Source organism: Brevundimonas sp. S1H14 (genome assembly GCF_047716865.1).
Lineage (GTDB): Bacteria > Pseudomonadota > Alphaproteobacteria > Caulobacterales > Caulobacteraceae > Brevundimonas > Brevundimonas naejangsanensis.
This window is the reverse complement of the sequence record NZ_CP136679.1, coordinates 2,952,647-2,973,603: the sequence shown is the minus strand read 5'-3', so window position 1 is coordinate 2,973,603 and position 20,957 is coordinate 2,952,647. Positions and strand designations below refer to the sequence as shown.

The following is a 20,957-nucleotide window of genomic DNA, read 5'->3' as shown; positions in this document are numbered from 1 at the left end:
GATCCGGCGTGGCGGGGTTGAACCTTACGGCCCGATCCGTATTTTCACCGGCAGAGATCAGGCCCCGCGCGACATCGCCTAGGGGTCAGGCTGGCGCCGCCTTGCGTGCGAATCCGGTCCGGCGTCCGTCGATAACCTGACGCCACGATAGACCCTCTCACTGTTTCGGAGACCTTCGTGGCCAGAAAACACACGCTCGCCTTTCTCAAGACCGAGGCCGGTTCCGGCGCCGTCCTCGGCTTCGCGGCTCTTGCGGCGCTGATCGTCGCCAACTCGCCCTGGTCGGCCGATTATTTCGGCTGGCTCAAGAGCGTTCACGCCGTCCAGATCGGGCCTCTGCGGCTGGAGGAGACGGTGTCCGACTGGATCAAGGAAGGCCTGATGGCGGTCTTCTTCCTGATCGTCGGTCTGGAGATCAAATACGAAGTTCTCAAGGGTGAACTCAGCAATCCCAAGAAGCTGGCCCTGCCCATCCTGGCGGCTCTGGGCGGCATGGCGGTTCCAGGTCTGGTCTATCTGGCCGTCGCTGGAACGCTGGGCGGACCGCATCAGGGCTGGCCCATTCCGCTGGCCACCGACATCGCCTTCGCCCTGGCCGTCTTCGCCGTGGTGGGGCGCAGCCTGCCTGCGTCGCTGCGCGTCTTCCTGCTGACCCTGGCCATCGTCGATGATCTGGGCGCCATCGCCCTGATCGCCATCCTGTTCAGTCAGGGCGTTCAGTGGGTTCCGCTGCTGGCGGCGCTGGGCGTCATCGCCGTCTTCGCCGTGCTGGGCCGCCGCCGGATGGCCGCGGCCTTCTGGGTGCTGGGCTTCGCCGCCGTCTGGTATCTGACGGTGCTGTCGGGCCTGTCCACGTCGCTGACGGCCGTGGCCTTCGCCCTGATCGTGCCGGTCGATCCGCGCCGCGAGACGTCCCAGAGTCCGCTGAAGGACGCCATGCACGACCTGCACCCCTATGTGGCCTATCTGGTCCTGCCGCTGTTCGCCTTCGCCAAGGCGGGCGTCTCCTTCGCCGGCCTGTCGCTGGAGCAGGCCTTCGCCCCCCTTGTCATCGCCATCGCGCTTGGTCTCTTCGTCGGCAAGCAGGTCGGCGTCTTCGGCGTGGCCTGGCTGGCGGTTAAGCTGGGCCTGGGCGACAAGCCGTCGGGCGCGGGCTGGATGCAGATCTACGGCGTCAGCCTGCTGTGCGGCATCGGCTTCACCATGAGCCTGTTCATCGGCGTGCTGGCCTTCCCCGGCGCCGTGGACTCCGTCGAGCAGATCGAGGTCAAGCTGGGCGTCATCGGCGGCTCGCTGCTGTCCGGTCTGGCTGCGGCCGTGATTCTGTCGTTGGCCGACGCAGCGCAGAAGAAAAGACGCCATTTGAAATCAGTCGCTTCGGCTGAGTGATCGCTGATAACATTGACCTAACGTCAGTATATTTGTCGCTTTATCGCCACAGGTGAGGCGAGGGTGAGGGAAATTAGCGTTCCTCAGGTGGCCTTTGCTTGTCGGTGACTCGGGCATGGACTACCCCTTTGTGCTGAGAACCCGCGCCGTTCAATGAGCGCGGATCATCAGGGACAGGAATCGCGCGCGGCCGCGAAATGCGGCCGGGCCCACAGAGTCGGGGAGCCGCCTTATGCGTTTGAACCACATCCTTCGCTGCACCGCTTCGGTCGCCGTCGTCGGCGTCGCAGCCTTCGGCTTCGCGGGGGCCGCCGCCGCCCAGGACGGGCCGACCACGGTCGACGACATCATCGTCACCGCCCAGAAGCGTGAGCAGAGCCTGCAGGACGTGCCGATCGTGGTCACCACCCTGTCGCAGGCGGCGCTGGAAGGCGCCGGGGTCCGCGACATCAAGGATCTGCAGATCCTGACGCCGGGCATGACCGTGACCTCGACCCAGTCGGAAACCGCCACAACCGCCCGTATCCGCGGGGTCGGCACCGTGGGCGACAACCCCGGCCTGGAAAGCTCGGTCGGCGTGGTGATCGACGGCGTCTACCGCTCGCGCAACGGCGTCGGCTTCGGCGACCTGGGCGAACTGAGCCGCATCGAGGTGTTGAAGGGGCCGCAGGGCACCCTGTTCGGCAAGAACACCTCGGCGGGCGTCATCAACATCATCTCCGAGGCGCCGTCCTTCACGCCGGGCTTCGAGGCCGAGGCCACCTACGGCAACTTCGGGGCCTGGGGCATCGCCGGCTCGGTCACCGGCCCGCTCAGCGACAAGGTCGCCGGCCGCCTCTACATGGCCAAGCGAGAGCGCGACGGCTTCTATGACGTCGTCACCGGCGCCGGCCCGCGTCAGGAAACGGACGACCAGAACCAGAACTTCTGGACCGCGCGCGGCCAGCTGCTGATCCTGCCGTCGGACGACATCTCGATCCGCCTGATCGCCGACTATTCCAAGCGCGATGAATACTGCTGCGTCTCGACCCAGGTCCGCACCGGCCCGACCGTGGCCTTCATCAATGCGGTCGGCGGTCAACAGGCCGCCCCGGCGCCGGGCTTCGGCGAGCTGCCCTTCTCGCGCACGGCCTACGCCAACCGCGGCACCGGCCAGACCATGGAAGACATGGGCTTCTCGGCCGAAGCCAACATCGACATCCCGTCGTGGAACGCCACCTTCACCTCGCTCAGCTCCTGGCGGAACTGGTCGGGCGTCAACGGCATGGACCTCGACTACACCACCGCCGACCTGCTCTATCGTCCGCACGACGGCGGCTACGGTTTCGAGCTGGACAACCTGACCCAGGAAGTCCGTCTGGCCGGCGCCACGGATCGTATCGACTGGCTGGTCGGCGCCTTCATGACGCGCGAGACCATCAACCGCGACGACAGCTACTGGTACGGCGCGGGCTACACGCCCTTCATGTCGCTGTTGATCTCCAGCCAGCTGAACGCCGGTTCGAGCGCCATCCCGATCAGCCCGAACATCGTCGGCTGCCTGACCCGTCCGGGCACGACGGCGCAGTTCCTGACCGGCTGTCTGGCGACCGGCGGCATGGCGCCTTCCGGCCCGACGGCGCCGACCGGCCCCGGCTTCGGCGCGGGGCATGGCGTTCAGGACCACTACCGTCAGACGACGGAATCCTTCGCCATCTTCACCAACAACACCCTGCATCTGACCGACAAGTTCGATGTCACCCTGGGCCTGCGCTACACGCTGGACGACAAGAGCCTGTCGGGCGTCCAGGACAATCTGGGGACCAACGGCGCGGCCTGCGGCGGCGCTCTGGGCAACATCGCCGCCATGACCGGGGCCCTGATGGGCGCGGGTCTGCCTCAAGCGACCGCTCAGGCTACGGCCGGGCGTCTGGCCTCCAACCTGTGCCTGCCCTGGGCCAACCCGATGTTCGACAACCGTCGCATCGGCGAAGGCCACAGCAACGGCGAGTTCAGCGGCACGGTGAAGGGCAGCTATCGCTTCAACGACAGCGTGATGGCCTACGCCTCTTATGCGCGGGGCTATAAGTCGTTCGGCTATAACATGGACCGGGTGCAGGGACCGACGGCGGCCAATCCGCTGCCGATCAACCCCAGCGACTCCCTGCTGTTCCCGTCAGAGACGGTCGACAGCTTCGAGATCGGGCTGAAGAACACCCTGTTCAACCGCTCGGTGCTGTTCAACATCACCTACTTCAATCAGAAGTTCGAGGACTTCCAGCTCAACACCTTCCTGGGCACGGCCTTTGTGGTCGAATCCATTCCTGAGCTGACCTCCAAGGGCGTCGACGCCGACTTCGTCTGGTTCACGCCGGTCCAGGGTCTGTCGTTCAACGGCGGCGTGACCTACACGGACACCAAGTACGGCGACTTCACCGCCGCCGACCTGGCGAACCCCGGCAACTTCCCGCAGCTGTCGCTGCTGCCGGGCGCCCGCGCTTCCTTTGCGCCGGAATGGTCGGCCACGGCCGCCGTGGCGTTCGACCGTTCGATCGGTTCGGGGATGAAGGTGGGTCTGAACCTGTCGGCGAAGTACTCGACCGAGTTCAACACCGGCTCGGACCTGCTGCCGTACAAGATGCAGGACGCCATGACCCTGCTGAACGGCCGCATCACCCTGGGCGCCGAAGACGACCGCTGGGCGCTGGACCTGTGGGCCCAGAACCTGACGGACGAAGAGTACAAGCAGGTGGCCATCAACGCCCCGCTGCAAGGCTCGGCCTTCCAGACCACGGTCCAGCCGAACGGCACCTACTACAACCCGGCGCTGGACACCCAGACCTACAACGCCTTCATGGGCCAGCCGCGCACTTACGGCGTGACCCTGCGCGTCCGCTACTGATCTAAGCGGAGCGTCTGACAATAGGGGCGGGTCGGAGCGATCCGGCCCGCCCTTTGTCTTACGGCGCGCGCTCGCGCCCACGAAAAAGCCCCCGGCCATGCGACCGGGGGCTTTCCTGTATTCAGCGCTTGAGGCGCGCCTCACTCCGCCGGGGCGTGGCTTTCTCCGGCCATCCGCCGCTGTCCGGCGAACATCCGGTTCAGCATCCGCCGTCCGAAGCCGGCGATGTCGTCGACGATGGTGAACACCGCCGGGATGTAGAGCAGCGACAGGAAGGTCGAGGAGATCAGCCCGCCCAGGACAGCCACGGCCATCGGCGAGCGGAACTCCACGTCGGCGCCCCAGCCGATGGCGATGGGCACCATGCCCGCCCCCATCGCGAAGGTGGTCATCAGGATGGGCCGGGCCCGCTTGTGGGCGGCGTCCATGATGGCGTCGAAACGGTTCAGTCCGCTCTTCTCGGCCATGATGATGTAGTCGACCAGCAGGATGGAGTTCTTGGCCGCGATCCCCATCAGCATCAGCACCCCGATCAGGGCCGACATCGAGAAGCTCTTGCCCGCGATCACCAGGGCGATGAAGGCGCCGCCGATGGCCAGGGGCAGGGCCGCCATGATGGTGACCGGATAGGCGAAGCTTTTGAACAGCAGGGTCAGCACCGCATACATCAGCAGGATGCCGGACAGGAAGGCGATGCCGAAGCCCACCAGCATCTCCTGGATGAACTCGGCGTCCCCGGCCGGGACCTGTCGCACGCCGTTCGGCAGGCTCTTGACCGAGGGCAGGCGGTTGACCGCCTGACCGGCGGCGCCGGTGGTGATGCCGTCCAGCTCGGCCGTGATAGAGGCGATGCGCGACCGATCCTGACGGCTGACCGTGGCCGGCCCGGCGCCGAATTCGATGTCGGCCACCGCGCTCAGCGGCACCGAGGCGCCCGAGGCGGTCGGCACCCGCAGGCTTTCCAGCACGTTCAGGTCCTCGCGCGCCGCCTCGGTCAGTTGCAGGCGAATGGGGATCTGACGGTCGCCCAGATTATACTTCGGCAGGTTCTGATCGATGTCGCCGATGGTGGCGACGCGCACCGCCTGCGAGATGGCCCCCGCCGAAACGCCCAGCAGGGCCGCCTCGTCGGGGCGCGGCGTGACCAGGATTTCCGGGCGGGCGATGGCGGCCGTATTGACCACATTGGCCAGCCCCTTCACGCCGCGCATCTCGTCCTCGACCTTGCGGGCGGCGGCCTCAAGCGTCGCCGGGTCGTCGCCCAGGATGGAGAAGGTGTAGCTGGTGCCGTCGCCGGGGCCGCCGCCCTGCTGGGCGATGCCGGCGCGGATGCGGGCGCCGGGGATCTGCTTCAGCTCATCGACCATGACGCGGGCGAAGGCCTGCTGGCTCAGCTCGCGCTTACCCTTGGCGACCATATCGGCGTAGACGTTGGCCTGATTGACCGACTGGCCGCCGACGGCGGCGTAGACCGAGGTGACCTCGGGCCGGGCGTTCAGCTTCTGGGTCACCTGCTGCACCACGGCGTCGGTCTGGCGCAGGGTGGCGCCCGGCGGCAGTTCGATCTGGAAGGCGGCGCGGCCTTCGTCGGCGGGCGACATGAACTCGAACGACATCTTGGCGACCACGGACAGGCCGATGGAGCCGAATAGGAAGGCCCCGCCCATGACGAAGACGATCCAGCGATGGCGCAGGCACCACTTCAGCGCCCGTAGATAGCCCCCCATCCAGAAGGGGTCCTTGTCCTCATGGTGGGTGTGCTTGAGCATATAGGCCGCCATCAGCGGCGTCAGCAGACGCGCCACCACCAGAGAGAAGAAGACGCTGATGCAGGCGGCCAGCGCAAAGGCCTTGAAGAACTGGCCGATGATGCCGGGCATGAAGCCCACAGGCGCGAACACGGCGATGATGGTGCCGGTCGTGGCCACCACCGCCAGACCGATCTCGTCGGCGGCCTCGAAGGCGGCGTCATAGGGCGGCTTGCCGTCGCGCATGTGGCGGACGATGTTCTCGATCTCCACGATGGCGTCGTCGACCAGAATGCCGATCGTCAGCGAAAGCGCCAGCAGCGTCACCACGTTCAGCGACTGGTCCATCGGCCCCAGGATGGCGAAGGTCGGGATCAGCGACATCGGCATGGCCGTCGCCGCGATCAGGGTCGCCCGCCAGTCGCGCAGGAATATCCACACCACGATGACCGCCAGGACCGCGCCCAGGATCAGCGCCTCCAGCGAAGCGAGGTAGGATTCCTCGATGTATTTCACGCTGGACGTGACCTGCTCGATGGTCAGGTCCGGGTGGGCCTCGTCGATCTTGGCGACCTCGGCGCGGACCTTTTCCGAGACCTTCACCTCGCTGGCCTCGCGCGAGCGCAGGAAGTTGAAGGTCACGGCCTCCTGGCCGTTGTAGCGGGCCAGACGGCGCGGCTCGCTCCACTTGTCGACCACCACGCCCAGATCGCCCAGGCGCACGTTCTTGCCGTCGCCGACCGGCACAAGGGTCTCGCGCAGTTGTTCGACCGAACCGGCGGCGCCCAGCGTTCGCACCGCGCGCTCCGACCCGGCGATGGTGACGCGCCCGCCCGGCAGGTTGTTGTTGACGTTGGTCAGGGCCTGGCTGACCTGAGCCGCCGTGACGCCGTAGGCGCTGAGCCGTTGCGGATCCAGCTCGACGCGGATCTCGCGATCCACGCCGCCCGAGCGGTTGACCTCTCCGACGCCGCCCAGGGCCAGCAGGGCGCGGCTCATCTCATTGTCGATGAACCAGCTGATCTGCTCGGGAGTCATCGTCTCCGAGCGCACGACGTAGGTGATCAGGGCGTCGCCGGTGATGTCGATGCGCTGGACCGTCGGCTCCTGCATGTCCTGGGGCAGGCTGGCGCGCACCCCGCTCATGGCGTTGCGCACGTCGTTGGTGGCGCGCTCGGTGTCGGTGCCCAGTTCGAACTCGATGGTGGTCGAGGACACCCCGTCGGAGACGTTGGAATAGATGTGACGCACGCCTGACAGGCCGGCGATCGAATCCTCGATCACCCGCGTGACCTGCACCTCCATCTCGGTCGGGGCGGCGCCGGGGCGCGCGGCCGTGACCGCGACCAGGGGGAAGTCGATGTCAGGGTTGTTGTTGATCCTCATTCCGGCGAAGCCGGTCACCCCGCCCAACGTCAGCAGTAGGAACAGCAGGATGACGGGGATGGGGTTCTTGATCGCCCAGGCGGAAATCTGGTTCATGGCCGGGCCTTATTTCTTGGCGGGCGCGGAGGCCGGAGCCGGGGCGGTCGCAGCGGCGGGCGCCGCAGCCGGTTTGGGCGCGGCCACCGTCACCTTGTCCCCGTCGTTCAGGAAGCCTGCGCCGGCCACCACGACCCGCATCCCGGCGTCCACCCCCTCGACCGAGGTCTGGTCGTCGTTGCGCGCCAGCACGGTCACCGGGGCGAAGCGCACCGAGGAGTCGGCGTTCAGCACGAACACCCCCGAACGGTTGCTGCGGTACAGAACGGCGTCGGTCGGCACCACGGTCGCCGGGCGGGCGCCCGCTTCGATCGCGGCGCGGGCGAACATGCCGGGCTTCAGCGCGCTGCCGGGGGCCAGGCTGATGCGCGCCAGGCCCAGACGGGTCTGCGGATCGACTTCGGGCGTGACGATGCGCACCGTGCCGGTGGTCGATCCGGCCTGGCTGGAGGTGATGGCCGCGCTCTGACCGGCCTGGATCAGCGGCAGTTCCGTCTCCGGCACCTGCGCGTCCAGCTCCAGACGGCCGTCGCGCACCATGCGGAACAGTTCGGTTCCGGCTTCGATGATCTGGCCCTTGGTGACGCTGCGCCTGATGATGAGGCCGCTGACGGGCGCGCGGATGGTGGCCTGCGACAGCCGGGTCTGGGTCTCTGACAGCGAAGCGCGCGCCGAGGCCAGATTGGCCGCCGAGGCGCGCTGGTTGGCCAGGGCCGTGTCCAGCGCCGCCTGGCTGAGGAAGCCCCGCTCCTTCAGCTCCTGCGCGCGGGAAAGGGCGGCGTCGTCGCGCGCGGCGTTGGCCTCGGCGGTCTGCACCGCCGCCTGCTGCTGACGCACCTGGGCGCGCAGCAGCACGTCGTTCATCTGCACCAGCGGCTGTCCCTGGCGGACATAGGAGCCCTCGTCGACATACAGGGTCGTCGCGGTCAGCCCGCCGGTTTCGGCGCCGACCGGCACCTCTTCCCAGGCGGTGACGGTGCCTGAGGCGACCACGGTGCGGGGCAGGGCGACCGTTGTCGCCGTCGCCGCGCTGACGGTCTGGCGCGAGGCGCCGGCCTCCTTGTCCTTGGGGGCGTCGCCGTGTCCGCCGCAGGCGGCCAGGGTCAGGCTGGCGGTCAGCGCCACGGCCAGGGCGCCGGTCAGTCGGGCCGAAAAGCGTCGAGAGGTCGCCACGTGGGGATATCCTGGGAGATTGAGCGTTCAGTCGGGCGCGCGCCAACCTTCTGTCCGGCGTCGCGGGCATAGCAACGCTGTTTAGCCCTTCGGCGATCCCCGCTCAAACGACTCGATCGCAATTACACAGAAGTAATCTGCGGGCGGCCGGATCGGGAGGCGCTGCGATCAGGGACAAGGGGCAGGGACGGGGGTCAGGGGCGATCCCGCGCCGGCAGGGCGGCGACTTCAGCGTCGGTCAGACCCTTGACCATACGAACGCTGCACGGCGTGTTGTCGAAGTCGCGGGGCGCCGAGACGATGCGGGTCCAGTCGCCCACGCACAGGCTGGTCAGGCCGCCGTTCGGCCTGAAGCCGATGGCCAGCGCATTCTCCAGGTCCGGGCAGGCGCCAAGCGTCTCCAACTGATAGACCGACTTCATTCCCGTGCGCACATAGACGTTGCGCCCGTCGTTCGAGACGCGGAAATTGCGAATGTCGCGCTGGAAGATGCACTGGCGCGCCGTCGTATTCGCGGCGGTCTGGCCGCTGCTGCCGCCGTCGTTGACCGGCGCGCAACTGGCGATGGTGAAGCTGGCGGCCAGAAGGGCCGGAGCCATAGCGAGACGAAGGGTCATGACGCTGCCTCGGTTGAAGTCGATCACGGCGGTGCGCCCGGTCTGAACCAGGCCGGTGGCGTTATGCACGACAACGCCGGGCGCGCCCGCTGGTTTCGCTCAAACCGCGTTATCGCCTTCGGTCAGCCAACGGGTCGCCGACAGCCGACGCGCCGCCTCGGCGCTCAGGGGCGAGGGCCGCCCCATCGCCAGGGCCGCCAGATGCTCGCCCAGCAGCGGCGCGACGCAGAAGCCGCGCGATCCCATCCCGGTCAGGACGAACAGGCCGGGGCGCCATTCGCCGCACAGGGGCAGGCGGTCGGGCGTCGTGGCGCGAACGGCGACGCGGCGTCCCCGCGCCTCGGCAGGCGCGGCGTCCACGCGCGCGGCGCATCGGGGCAGGGCGCTGCCGAGGATCGTCCGGTTGCGGCCGCTGGCCTCGTCGGACGCCTCGGGCGCTTCGACGCCCCGGTCGTGGGTGGCGCCGTACAGCATTCCTCGTCCGGTCGGCGCGGCATAGCCGCCCCAGGCGGCTGGGACGCTCGGGGCAGACAGCGTTTCGTCTTCGATCCAGTCCGCCTGTCCGGCCACGGGCGACAGCGGCAGGTCCGGCTCCAGCCGCGTCGTCCCCCAGCCCGCCGCCAGCACTACGGCGTCCGCTTCGATCAGCACGGCGTCGTCCTCGTCCCAAACACGCCAGCCGTCCGCCAGCGGCTCCAACCGTGTCACGCGGCCCGGCGCCCGTTCTGCGCCCTCCAGCCACGGCTCCAGTATGGCGTCGGAGCGCACCGCCAGCGCCAGCGCCATCATCAGCCCGCCGCGCGCGGTCGGCTCGCCCAGACGCTGCGAACAGGCGGCCGCGTCCAGCCGCTGCATCGCCCCTTCGGGCCACAGGTCCTGAGCGGCGATCTTGTCGAAGCGGAGGGCGTCGCGCGGCGCCTGCTCCAGTTGCAGCACCCCCTCGGCGACCACGGCGCCGGGCAGGGCGCGGTACAGGCTCCCCGCCCGCTCCAGCGCCTGGGCGTGCAGGCCCGCGATCAGGGCGTCGCCCGCATCCAGCCGGGGCGTGACCAGCGACGCCGGAAAGCCCGACGCCTCCGCGCCCGCCCGTTCGGCCTCGATGACGGTGACGCGCGCGCCCTCGGCGATCAGGGCGCGCGCGACAGCCGCCCCGGCGATCCCGGCGCCGACGACGGCGACGTGGACAGGGCGTTCCGGCCGGGGCTCGCCCGCCATCCGCGCCTCCAGCCGCTCGCGCTTGCGCCCGTGGCCGGGCTTTTTCTCGACCGTAAAGCCATGCTCGGCCAGACCGCGACGCACGGCCCCCGCGACGGTGAAGGTGGCCAGCCGCGCGCCCGGCGCCGAGCGCGCCGCGACCAGGGCCAGAATCTCGGGCGACCACATGCCGGGGTTCAGCGCCGGCGAAAATCCATCCAGGAACCAGGCGTCGGCCGCGCCCGACCACTGCTCCAGCGCCCACCGCGCGTCGCCGACGGCCAGGTCGATCGTCGCTCCCCACTGCGGCAGGTCCAGCCGGTGAAACCCCGGCGTCCCGGCGGGCCAGACCGCCAGCAGCCCGGCCGCCGTCTCGGCCAGTTCCGGCCAGGCGGCCAGCGCCCGCGCCGCCTCTTCGCGCGTCAGGGGGAAGCCTTCGATGGAGAAGACCTTGAGTCGCCCGTTCTCGGGCCGCGTCCGCCGCCACAGACCCAGCAGGGCGACGATGTTCAGCCCGGTGCCGAAACCCAGTTCGCCTACGGTGAAGGCGGATCGCCCGCTCCACGCCTCCGGCAGTCCGCAGCCCTGCAGGAAGACCGCGCGCGTCTCGGCCAGCCCGTCGTCTTTCGAGAAGTAGACGTCGCCGAATCGGCCCGAGCGGGGCGAGCCGTCCTCGGCCCACACCAGTTGCGGGGAGGCGTCGTCAGGCGCGATGTCGGCGGGATGGGTCATGACGGCCGGTCTATCGACCCGCGCGACCGGGCGAAAGCTGGCCGGAACTATAGGCAAGAAAAAAGGGACCGTCCGAAGACGATCCCTTTCTCCATCACGGTCCGGAGACCGCGATTTAAGACTGTGAAGTCTTAGGCAGCCGGGGCAGCCGGAGCAGCAGCGGCGTCGGCGGCCGGAGCAGCAGCGTCGGCAGCCTTGGCGGCTTCGCCAGCGGCTTCGCCAGCAGCGGCGGCAGCGTCGGTGGCGGCGGCGTCGGCCGTAGCAGCGGCGTCGGCAGCGGTGTCGGCGGCGGCGGTGGCGTCGGCAGCGGCGTCTTCAGCCTTGTCGGTGGCGGCGGGTTGGCAAGCAGCCAGGGCCAGAGCGGCGGCCGAAGCGGCGATCAGAGCGGTGATGCGCATAGTTTTCTTCCTTCAGAAGGTAAATGCGAGACCATGAACCTCGCTGAGGGAGTGATAACGGCTTCGTGAGGATAAGCGCAAGCGATTTCTCACGCGTTCGTGAAGACGTCGCGAGCGCATCTCGATTGTCGATGCGCCGATACTCCTCGCATCAGCCGCTGTGCGGAGGAGGGGGCCTGGTGGGATCCGTCGGATCATTGGGAAGCGGCGTGGGCGCGGCATCCGGATCCTGAGGCAAGGTCGGCGGCGTCGGGGCCGGAACGCCGTCGCCCGGCGGCGGATTGGCGGGCGACATCGTGTCGGGAGACGCCGTCGTCGCGGGCGGCTGTGCGGGCTGGGCGGGCTGCGAGGACTGGGCGGCGGGCGAGGCCACGCCTTCGGCCTTTTCCGGCGCCCGCTCATTGCAGGCGCTCAGCAACAGGACTGCGCCCAGCGCGCTCAGGCTCGGCAGAAAGAAACTTGAGGACGGTCGCATTGGACGGCTCCTTTCAGAAACGGCCGCGCACGCAGCCGTGATCTTCAGAGAACCGTCGTGAACGCTCTGTGTTCCGAAAGTCGCTTCAGGCGCCCATCAGGCGTCCATCGGCGCGGCGGCCAGGGCTTCTTCCATTTCGGTGAAGGACGGCTGGGCGGTCGAGGGAATGTCGCCGCGCCCGATCTCGACCGAGATCTGGGCCGCATTGCCGTGCAGGTGGGCCACCAGCACCGACTGGATGATCTTGTAGTAGGCGCCTTCCTCTTCGACGATGGCGTTCAGGCGCGAGGCGAACGGCCCGACCAGCCCATAGGCCAGGAAGACGCCCAGGAAGGTGCCGACCAGTGCGCCGCCGATCATGCCGCCCAGCACCTCGGGCGGTTCGGTGATCGAGCCCATCGTCTTGATGATGCCCAGCACCGCCGCGACGATGCCCAGCGCCGGCAGGCCGTCGGCCAGGGTCTGCAGGGCATGGGCCGGGGCCAGGGCCTCGTGGTGGTGCTTCTCCAACTGCTTTTCCATGGCGTCCTCGATCTGATGCGGATCTTCGAGGTTCATGGTCATCATCCGCAGGGTGTCGCAGATGAAGTCGGTGGCGAAGTGGTCCTTCAGCACCTTGGGATACTTCTGGAAGATGGTGCTCTCGGCCGGCTTTTCGATGTGGCTTTCCAGGGCGATCACGCCCTTGGACTTCATCGTCTTGGTCAGCTGGAACAGCAGGCTCAGCAGATCCTTGTAGTCCTGCTTCTTCCATTTCGGCCCGGCGAAGCATTTGCCCAGCCCGCCCAGGGTGGCCTTGATCACCGGCAGGCTGTTGGAAATCAGGAAGGCCGCGATGCCCGCCCCGAAGATCGCCATCAGCTCATAGGGCAGCGAATAGAGGATGGTCGCCATCTTGCCGCCGTGCAGCAGGAAGCTGCCGAACACCATGGCGAACAGCATGACGATGCCGATGATCTGGAACATGGGGCGAGCGTGCGTCCTGCAGCCGATGGGTCAGGACGCCCTTATCGCGGTTAATGCTTAAGGGCGCGTTTCGGGAATCCCGGTTCGGCACAAAAAGACGAAGACCCTCTCCCTCCCCTTCATGGGGAGGGTGGTCGCGCAGCGACCGGGTGGGGAGGGCCGGGTGATGCATGGCGTGGCGCGTGAACAGCCAGCCGCCCCACCCGACTTCGCCCTGACGGGCTCAGCCACCCTCCCCATGAAGGGGAGGGAGAAATCTACAGCCGCGTCGCGCCGCTCAGGATCGCTTCCCGCGCCTTGGCGGTCAGCTTCTGATAGCCGGCCTTGCCGCCGCGCACCCAGACGGGGCCGTCGACCTTGTCCGGGTCGAAGCCGTCGGCGACCAGATCGACCTTGCGGTATTTGAACGTCCCGGTGGTGTCGGCCGACTTCAGCATCCGCACGAACACCGGCCGCGCATAGGTCGGTAGTTGCTCGTCGGTCCAGGCGGCGAAGGCGGCGGCGTCGAACTTCTCGTCCAGCACCAGGCCGACCATGCCCGCCTTGCCCTCCTGGCCCGGCACCTCGACGCCATAGGCGATGACCTCCTGCACGCCCGGCGCCTCGGACAGGCGCTGCTCGACCTCGGCGGTCGAGACGTTCTCGCCCTTCCAGCGGTAGGTGTCGCCCAGCCGGTCCATGAAATAGAGGTAGCCCTGCCGGTCCTGGCGCATCAGGTCGCCGGTACGGAACCAGCGGTCGCCCTTCTTGAACACATCGGTCAGGATCTTCTTCTCGGACGCCTTCTTGTCGGCGTAGCCCGAGAAGTCGTGGCGGATGTCGCTGCCGATCTGGCCGATGGCTTCGCCGGTCTCGCCGACGGCGACGGGAACGCACTGGCCGTTCGGTCCGCGCAGGGGCTCGCCCGTCTCGGGGTCCAGGGCGATCAGGCGGATGTTGATCTGCGACTTCAGATAGCTCGGCACACGGCCGATGGCGCCCGCCTTGCCGTCGAAGTTGAACAGGGAGACGTTGCCCTCGGTCGAGCCGTAGAATTCCAGAATATCCTTGATGCGGAACCGGCTCTGGAACTCGGGCCAGACATCGGGGCGCAGGCCGTTGCCGAAGGCCAGCCGCAGCTTGTGGTCCCGCTCGTCGAGGGTCTCGGGGCTGTTGACCAGATAGCGGCACAGCTCGCCGATATAGACGAACATCGTTGCGCCCGTCGCCTTCACGTCGGGCCAGAAATGGGTGGCTGAGAAGCGCCGCCGCGTCACCATCCGCCCGCCGTTCAACAGCACCGAGCCGACCCCGACCAGCCCGCCGGTCGAGTGATACAGCGGCAGGACGTTGAACAGCACGTCCTTGGGCGTCGAGGCCGTGGCCCCCGCGAAGGCGCGCATATAGGTCCGCACCCGCGAATGCGGCATCCGCGCCGCCTTGGGCAGGCCCGTGGTGCCCGAGGTGTAGATGTACAGGGCCGTGTCGCGGTTGGTCATGCCCTGACGCAGCGAGCGGTCGGGTCGCACCGAGGAGGCGCTGCGCACGGCGTTGTCCAGATCGCGGCGGCCGTTGGTCTCGTTCTCCTCGCCCAGGCCGTGGACCCAGATCATCAGGTTGCGGTCGACCAGGCCGCGCGCGTCCTCGACCGCCTGCCAGCAGTCCTCGTCCGTCACCACGTTGAAGGCGGTCGAAATGGTCAGGCAGTGGGCCAGAGCCGCGCCGGTCAGATTGTTGTTGATCAGGGCGGTGGCCACCCCGACCTTGGAGAAGCCGAACCAGGCCGCGACGTATTCCACGCGATTGTGCATCACCAGGGCGATGACGTCGCTGCGCTTCAGATTGCGGCTCTTGGCCCAGTTGGCGTAGCGGTTCGCCAGGGCCTCGAACTCGCGATAGGTCAGTTTGCGGGTCTCGTCCTCGACGGCGATGTTGGGGCCGAACCTGTCGACCGCCTCCTCGATGTCGTCACAGGCCAGGACGTCGCTGTCGAGGGTGATGGGCTTGATGCGCTTCAGAAGCCGGAACAGCCCGCTCGCGAACTTGATGTCACGCCGGATGTTTGCCGCCAGTCCCATGGGTGCGCCGCCTCTTCCCGATTTGCCTTTACCAAGGGTGATGAACGGCGCGGAGCGGCGGGTCAACCGGCGGCGGAGACGCAGGCGGGGCCATTCGACAAAAAGGCAAGCTTTCGCGCCGTTTTCAATGACGTAAGGTCAAGTCGAAGGGCGACGTAACGTCAATCTGATCCATCAATGACGGACGCGTTCACACCGGATCGTCTACAGATGAAATCCGTCGCCGGCCGCCATGACTGACGAAGGTCTGTTTCGCATCTCAGCGTGCGGCAGGGCTCACGCGCCAGACGGCGTCGCCCACGTCGTCGGCGACCAGCAGGGCGCCGCGGCCGTCTACGGCGACCCCCACCGGCCGCCCCATCGCCTCGCCCTGTTGATTGCGGAAGCCGGTCAGCACGTCCTGCGGCGGCCCGTCCGGCCGCCCGTCGCGGAAGGGGACGAAGATGACCTTGTACCCGGACGGCGGGTTGCGGTTCCACGAGCCGTGCTGGCCGATGATCGCCCCATTGCGCCACTGCGGCAGCAGGTCGCCTGTATAGAAGGTCAGGCCCAGCGAGGCTGTGTGCGACCCCAGGGCGTAGTCGGGCCGGATCGCCCTGGCGACCATGTCGGGCCGGGCGGGCGTCACCCTTTCATCGACGATCTGGCCGTAATAGCTCCACGGCCAGCCGTAAAAGCCGCCCGCCGTCACCGAGGTCATATAGTCGGGGACCAGATCGTTCCCCAGGGCGTCGCGCTCATTGACCGAGGTCCACAGCCGCCCGTCCTGCGGGTTCCAGGCCAGGCCGACGGGGTTTCTCAGCCCCGAGGCGAAGACCCGCCGCGCGCCTGTCGCGACGTCGATCTCCAGGATGGCGGCGCGGTCGACCTCCTCGTCCAACCCGTTCTCGCCGATGTTGGAGTTGGAGCCGACCCCGACATAGAGCTTGGTCCCGTCGGCCGAGGCGACCAGACTCTTGGTCCAGTGGTGGTTGCGCCCGGCGGGCAGGTCCGCGACCTTGACCGGCGCCGCCTCGATGCGCGTCTGTCCTGTCCGATAGGGGACTTGGACCACGGAGTCGGCGTTGGCGACGTAGAGCGTCTCTCCGACGAGGGCCATGCCGAAGGGCGAGGTCAGGCCGCTCAGAAAAACCGTCTTCGTCTCCGCCGTCCCGTCGCCGTCGGCGTCGCGCAACAGGCTGATGCGGTCGGCGCTGGGCCGGTCGCCCGACCCGGCGCGCGCCATCACCAGCCCCTCGATCCAGCCGCGCAGGCCGCCCTTCTTCGCCTTCGGCTTGGCGGGCCCCTGGGACTCGGCGACCAGCACGTCGCCGTTGGGCAGGACATAGAGCCAGCGCGGATGATCCAGCCCGGTCGCAAAGGCGTTCACCGCCAGCCCCGCCGCCGCAACGGGCGTGCGTCCCTGCGGCCAGCCGACCGCCGGGGCGATCTTCACCATCGGCACGCTTTGCGGCTGCGGCGCGGGCAGGTTGGGCGCGGCGCCGAACCCGTCCGTTTCCGGCAGCACGCTTTCGGTCTCGCAGGCCGCCAGCCCGAGTGCGGCGACGAGAGGCAGGGCGAGGAAGAGGGGGCGAACAGACATGACGGACATCCTGAACGGTTGCCCTTCATCATACGCCGTTTCGCGCGAGAAAGGGCGTCCCCCTTGAGCGGGCGGGGCGCCCTGCCTATCTGCCATCCCCGAAGCCGGGAGGGGCTCCATGCCAGCCGTCATTTCCATCGAAGGTCTGACCAAGACCTACAAGTCCGGCCATCAGGCCCTCAAGCGTGTCGATCTGGAGATCGAGAAGGGCGAAATCTTCGCTCTTCTGGGGCCGAACGGGGCGGGCAAGACGACGATGATCTCCATCGTCTGCGGCATTGTCACCCCGTCCAGCGGAACCATCATCGCCGACGGCCACGACATCCAGTCCGACTACCGCGCCGCCCGCACCCGCATCGGTTTGGTGCCGCAGGAGCTGACGACCGACGCCTTCGAGACCGTCTGGGCCACCGTCACCTTCAGCCGGGGCCTGTTCGGCAAGGCGCCGAACCCGGCCCATGTCGAACAGATCCTTCGCGACCTTTCCCTTTGGGACAAGAAGGACGCCAAGATCATGACCCTGTCCGGCGGCATGAAGCGCCGCGTCATGATCGCCAAGGCCCTGAGCCACGAACCGGACATCCTCTTCCTGGACGAGCCCACGGCGGGCGTCGACGTCGAGCTGCGCCGCGACATGTGGGCCCTGGTGCGCCGCCTGCGCGATCGCGGCGTGACCATCATCCTGACGACCCACTACATCGAGGAAGCCGAGGAGATGGCCGATCGCGTCGGCGTCATCCTCAAGGGCGAGTTGATCCTGGTCGAGAAGACCGCCGACCTGATGCAGAAGCTGGGTCGCAAGACCCTGACCCTGAACCTGCAGGAGCCGCTGGCCGCCCTGCCGCCCGAATTGGCCGACTGGTCTCTGACGCTCAAGAATGACGGCGGCGAGATCGAATACGTCTTCGACTCCAACGCCGAGCGCACCGGCGTCCCGTCCCTGATGCGCCGCCTGTCGGACCTCGGCATTGGCTTCAAGGATCTCAGCACCCGCCAGAGCTCGCTCGAGGACATCTTCGTCGGCCTGGTCCATCAGGATCGGGAGGCCGCGTGATGAGCTTCAATGGTTACGGAGTCTGGGCCATCTACCGCTTCGAGATGGCGCGGGCCCTGCGCACCCTGTGGCAGTCGCTGGTGACGCCGGTCATCACGACGTCGCTCTATTTCGTCGTCTTCGGCGGCGCCATCGGCAGCCGCATGACCGAGGTGGACGGCGTCCCCTACGGCGCCTTCATCGTGCCGGGGCTGATCATGCTCAGCCTGTTCACCCAGTCGATCTTCAACGCCTCCTTCGGCATCTACTTCCCCAAGTTCACCGGGACGATCTACGAGATTCTGTCCGCGCCCGTCTCGCCGCTGGAGATCGTGCTGGCCTATGTCGGGGCGGCAGCGACCAAATCGGCGATCCTGGGCCTGATCATCCTGGCAACGGCCGCCTTCTTCGTGCCGCTGCAGATATTGCACCCCTTCTGGATGCTGGCTTTCCTGATCCTGATCTCGACCACCTTCGCCCTGTTCGGCTTCATCATCGGGGTCTGGGCGCAGAATTTCGAGCAGCTCCAGTTCATTCCCATGCTGATCGTCACGCCCCTGACCTTCCTGGGCGGCGCCTTCTATTCGATCGAGATGCTGCCCGAGGGCTGGCGCACCCTCGCCCTGTTCAACCCGGTGGTCTATCTGATCTCGGGGTTCCGCTGGGCCTTCTACGGCGTGGGGGACGTCAGCGTTCAGGTCAGCCTTCTGGCCACGCTGGGCTTCTTCTTCGGCTGTCTGGCGGTGGTGGGCTGGATCTTCAAGACCGGCTATCGTCTGAAGAACTGAAGGCCACGAAAGCGCCGAACTCGGCGCTCACCGTCCTGGCCCTCTAACGCCTTTTCGACCTGATGCGCGCTCGCCTGAGCGCCGGAGACCGAATGTCTGACGCCGACGACAAGACCCAGTCCGCGCCCTTCCGCCGGGGCCAGATCACCTGGGGCCGCCCGCCCCAGGCCGCCTTCCACGTCGGCCCCCTGCCGCGCGACGAAGGCCTGGCGCGCCTGACCGCCATGCCGCCGCATCCCAAACCGGCGCAGCCAAGGCCCGCCCAGCCCCAGCCCCAGCCTGCCCAGCAGACGCCGCCCAGGTCTGCGCCAGCAGCACCGCTGTCCGCGCCGCGCCCATCGGGCGTCTTCGGCGGCTCGATGGTGCCGCGCCGCCAGCCTGCCCCGACCCCTTCGGCTCCGCAACCAGCCGCTCCGCCAGCGCCGCAGGCGGCCCCCGCCGCCGCCGCCGCCGTAGACCTGACGCCGCGGCCGCTGCCGGACGCTGTGCCTCAGTCCGCGCCTGTGGTCGCGGCTGCGGCGGCCGCGCCTGTGGCGCAAGCCGCTTCGGCGTCGTTCGCCCAAGCTGAGCCTGCGCCCGTCGTCGCGCCGCCGGCCGCCGTGGCGGCCTCCCCAGCCCCCTCCCTGGCGCCAAGGCCTCGCTCGCGCTGGCCGCTCTACGCCGGGGTAGCGGCCGCCGCCGTTCTGGTTCCTGTGGCGGTGTGGCTGCTGGCCCGTTCGGGCGCGGAAGACGCCGCGCCTCCGCCGCCTGCCGCCATGACGGAACCTGCGGTCGAGACCCCCGCGATCCCTGTCGAAACGTCGGCGCCGACGCCGCAACCCGCCCCGGCCGTCGTCGAGACGCCCGCCGCCGCGCCCGTCGCGCGCGCGCCTTCGCCGCGAACCGCAGCCACGTTGCCTGCGCCCACGCGCCCGACGCCCGCTCCATCCCGACCGGCTCCGGTTCCGGCCCCGACCTCCGCGACTCCGACTTCCGCGACCCAGACCCCCGCCGCTCAGGCCCCGGCCGTTGCGACGCCCGCGCCGGTGGTGGTCGTCACGCCTCCCGCCGCGTCTCAGCCCGACGTCCCGGTCCAGGCTGACGGCCCGCCGCCGACCCAGGCCCGCCCGGCCCAGACCGACCCCAACGCTCCGATCGTCACCCGGCCCCAGAAGCTGGACTGATCCGGGGCGACGCAGCCGGCGTCTATTTCAGCGGAAGATACCCGCGTTCCACCATCCGGCGCAGGCCGTCATAGGCCTCGCTCAGTTCGTCATAGGCGGTGCGGGCGGCGGTCAGGCGGGCGACCTGATCGGGCGTCGCCGGGGCGCCGGATTCGGCCAGTCGTACGGCCTCGGCGCCCCATCGCGCCCGCGCCTGCGCCGTCAGCACGGCCAGCTTCTGGAAGGCGGCGACGTCGACCTGGCTCAGCGCATGACCGATCAGTTCGCGGTTGGCGACATAGGCGGCGTAGTCGATCTGATCCAGCAGGCCGCGCAGGCGGCGTTGCTCCTGCGGCTCCATGTCCTCGGGCATGAAGTGGTCGCTGGAGCGGCGGCGGGACTGGGTCAGCATGGTCGACATGACGGCCTCGGACGAAACAGCGATCCGCAGCCTGACCCTGTTCTGGTTAACCGGTCGTTTGCACGCCCCGTTGCGCGTCCTGCTGAACGCCCTTCGGCGCCAGCTTCAGCCGCTCGCGATCCGGCGCGCCCAGACCGCGCGGGCAGCGCATCGGCCGATAGTCCTTGGAGTAGCAGAGCCGCGCCTCGCGGAACCAGCCGTCGGTGGTGGCGATGAACACGCCCTCGCGCGGGAAGCCCGGATTGGCCGCGACGAAGGCGTCGCGGATGGCCCCGGCGGTCAGGCGCTGGGCCGGAATGGCCTCCAGGTCCGGCTTGTTCAGACCGTCCCACATCTTCGCGGCCTGCGCGAAATAGGCCTCGGGACTGTCCCAGCCGCAGGTGCCATGCGCCGCCCATTCGTGCTGTTGCAGGCTAGGCGAGGGGATCATGCAGAAATGCTGGCGCACCGTTTCGACCGGAATGGCCGGGCCGGGCGCGGCGCAATAGCGCGGGTGTCTGTTGTCCGCGCCGTTGGGCCACAGCCCGTGCAGGGTTAGGCCGAACTGATTGGCCGCGCACTGATAGCGGGCGTCGGGATAGTCCTTGCCGCTGCGGCACGCCTGCGGCGACCAACTGACCGCCAGCATGTTGAAGGCCACGGCCACGTCGGCGGCGACCTCGTCCTGCGGGATGCGATAGGGGCGGGCCGGGCGCAAATCGTCCGGCACGTCGCAGACGGCGCCCGCGACCTGGGTCGGCCCAGGCTCGGCGCCGGTCGAGACGGTGCACGCGCCCAGCAGGAGCGTCAGGGCGGCGAGGGCGAAGGGAATGCGCATGGCCTACCCGTAAACCCTGCGTGATCACCGGCCAAGGCGGAACCCGCGCACGGCCCCGGCCA

Annotated in this window: 16 protein-coding genes; 5 read left to right on the top strand and 11 right to left on the bottom strand. The window is 68.4% G+C overall.

Annotated elements, in window-relative coordinates; genetic code table 11:
* The first annotated feature begins 177 nt into the window (after positions 1-177).
* Together nhaA and RSD66_RS14390 are read left to right on the top strand one after the other, a co-directional pair.
* Positions 178-1,389 (top strand): Na+/H+ antiporter NhaA, encoded by a 1,212-nt coding sequence (nhaA, locus tag RSD66_RS14395; RefSeq protein WP_415288409.1) that lies wholly within the window; start codon positions 178-180, stop codon positions 1,387-1,389.
* A gap of 232 nt (positions 1,390-1,621) precedes the next feature.
* Positions 1,622-4,270, top strand: a complete 2,649-nt coding sequence (locus RSD66_RS14390) for a TonB-dependent receptor (RefSeq protein WP_415288408.1) — start codon at positions 1,622-1,624, stop codon at positions 4,268-4,270.
* Between the two features lie 140 nt (positions 4,271-4,410).
* Here the strand turns inward: RSD66_RS14390 and RSD66_RS14385 are convergent, their stop codons facing one another.
* The 9 genes from RSD66_RS14385 to RSD66_RS14345 form a co-directional block, all read right to left on the bottom strand.
* Positions 4,411-7,500 (bottom strand): efflux RND transporter permease subunit, encoded by a 3,090-nt coding sequence (locus RSD66_RS14385; RefSeq protein WP_415288407.1) that lies wholly within the window; start codon positions 7,498-7,500, stop codon positions 4,411-4,413.
* 9 nt (positions 7,501-7,509) lie between these two features.
* Positions 7,510-8,673 carry an efflux RND transporter periplasmic adaptor subunit gene (locus tag RSD66_RS14380; RefSeq protein WP_024354529.1) on the bottom strand — a complete coding sequence of 388 codons (1,164 nt, stop codon included), beginning with the start codon at positions 8,671-8,673 and terminating at the stop codon, positions 7,510-7,512.
* A 194-nt stretch (positions 8,674-8,867) separates the two neighbouring features.
* Positions 8,868-9,359 carry a DUF6491 family protein gene (locus RSD66_RS14375; protein WP_415288406.1) on the bottom strand — a complete coding sequence of 164 codons (492 nt, stop codon included), beginning with the start codon at positions 9,357-9,359 and terminating at the stop codon, positions 8,868-8,870.
* A 30-nt stretch (positions 9,360-9,389) separates the two neighbouring features.
* Positions 9,390-11,216 carry an FAD-dependent 5-carboxymethylaminomethyl-2-thiouridine(34) oxidoreductase MnmC gene (gene mnmC / locus RSD66_RS14370; RefSeq protein WP_415288405.1) on the bottom strand — a complete coding sequence of 609 codons (1,827 nt, stop codon included), beginning with the start codon at positions 11,214-11,216 and terminating at the stop codon, positions 9,390-9,392.
* 131 nt (positions 11,217-11,347) lie between these two features.
* Positions 11,348-11,614 (bottom strand): hypothetical protein, encoded by a 267-nt coding sequence (locus tag RSD66_RS14365; protein ID WP_024354532.1) that lies wholly within the window; start codon positions 11,612-11,614, stop codon positions 11,348-11,350.
* 151 nt (positions 11,615-11,765) lie between these two features.
* Entirely contained in the window at positions 11,766-12,089 is a 324-nt protein-coding gene (locus RSD66_RS14360; protein WP_415288404.1) for a hypothetical protein, read from the bottom strand.
* Between the two features lie 96 nt (positions 12,090-12,185).
* Positions 12,186-13,055 carry a flagellar motor stator protein MotA gene (gene motA, locus RSD66_RS14355; RefSeq protein WP_003170169.1) on the bottom strand — a complete coding sequence of 290 codons (870 nt, stop codon included), beginning with the start codon at positions 13,053-13,055 and terminating at the stop codon, positions 12,186-12,188.
* 257 nt (positions 13,056-13,312) lie between these two features.
* Positions 13,313-15,112, bottom strand: a complete 1,800-nt coding sequence (locus tag RSD66_RS14350; RefSeq protein ID WP_415288403.1) for a long-chain-acyl-CoA synthetase — start codon at positions 15,110-15,112, stop codon at positions 13,313-13,315.
* A 259-nt stretch (positions 15,113-15,371) separates the two neighbouring features.
* The gene (locus RSD66_RS14345) at positions 15,372-16,703 is read right to left on the bottom strand and encodes a PQQ-dependent sugar dehydrogenase (RefSeq protein ID WP_415288402.1); all 1,332 of its coding nucleotides are present in this window, start codon (positions 16,701-16,703) and stop codon (positions 15,372-15,374) included.
* A 109-nt stretch (positions 16,704-16,812) separates the two neighbouring features.
* On the opposite strand from RSD66_RS14345, the gene RSD66_RS14340 reads away from it, so the two are divergent.
* The 3 genes from RSD66_RS14340 (at position 16,813) to RSD66_RS14330 (ending at position 19,678) form a co-directional block, all read left to right on the top strand.
* Positions 16,813-17,748 carry an ABC transporter ATP-binding protein gene (locus RSD66_RS14340; RefSeq protein ID WP_415288401.1) on the top strand — a complete coding sequence of 312 codons (936 nt, stop codon included), beginning with the start codon at positions 16,813-16,815 and terminating at the stop codon, positions 17,746-17,748.
* Positions 17,748-18,515, top strand: coding sequence for an ABC transporter permease (locus RSD66_RS14335; RefSeq protein ID WP_024354537.1), 768 nt, complete (start codon positions 17,748-17,750; stop codon positions 18,513-18,515). The genes RSD66_RS14340 and RSD66_RS14335 overlap by 1 nt, the downstream gene beginning before the upstream one ends.
* 92 nt (positions 18,516-18,607) lie before the next feature.
* A complete protein-coding gene (locus RSD66_RS14330; protein WP_415288400.1) occupies positions 18,608-19,678 on the top strand; it encodes a hypothetical protein in 1,071 nt (356 codons plus the stop codon).
* 22 nt (positions 19,679-19,700) lie between these two features.
* Here RSD66_RS14330 and RSD66_RS14325 read toward each other — a convergent pair whose 3' ends face one another.
* Together RSD66_RS14325 and RSD66_RS14320 are read right to left on the bottom strand one after the other, a co-directional pair.
* On the bottom strand, positions 19,701-20,078 hold the full coding sequence (locus RSD66_RS14325; RefSeq protein ID WP_003167184.1) for a hypothetical protein: 378 nt from the start codon (positions 20,076-20,078) through the stop codon (positions 19,701-19,703).
* A gap of 46 nt (positions 20,079-20,124) precedes the next feature.
* The gene (locus RSD66_RS14320; protein ID WP_119413346.1) at positions 20,125-20,895 is read right to left on the bottom strand and encodes a ribonuclease T2 family protein; all 771 of its coding nucleotides are present in this window, start codon (positions 20,893-20,895) and stop codon (positions 20,125-20,127) included.
* Positions 20,896-20,957 lie beyond the last annotated feature (62 nt).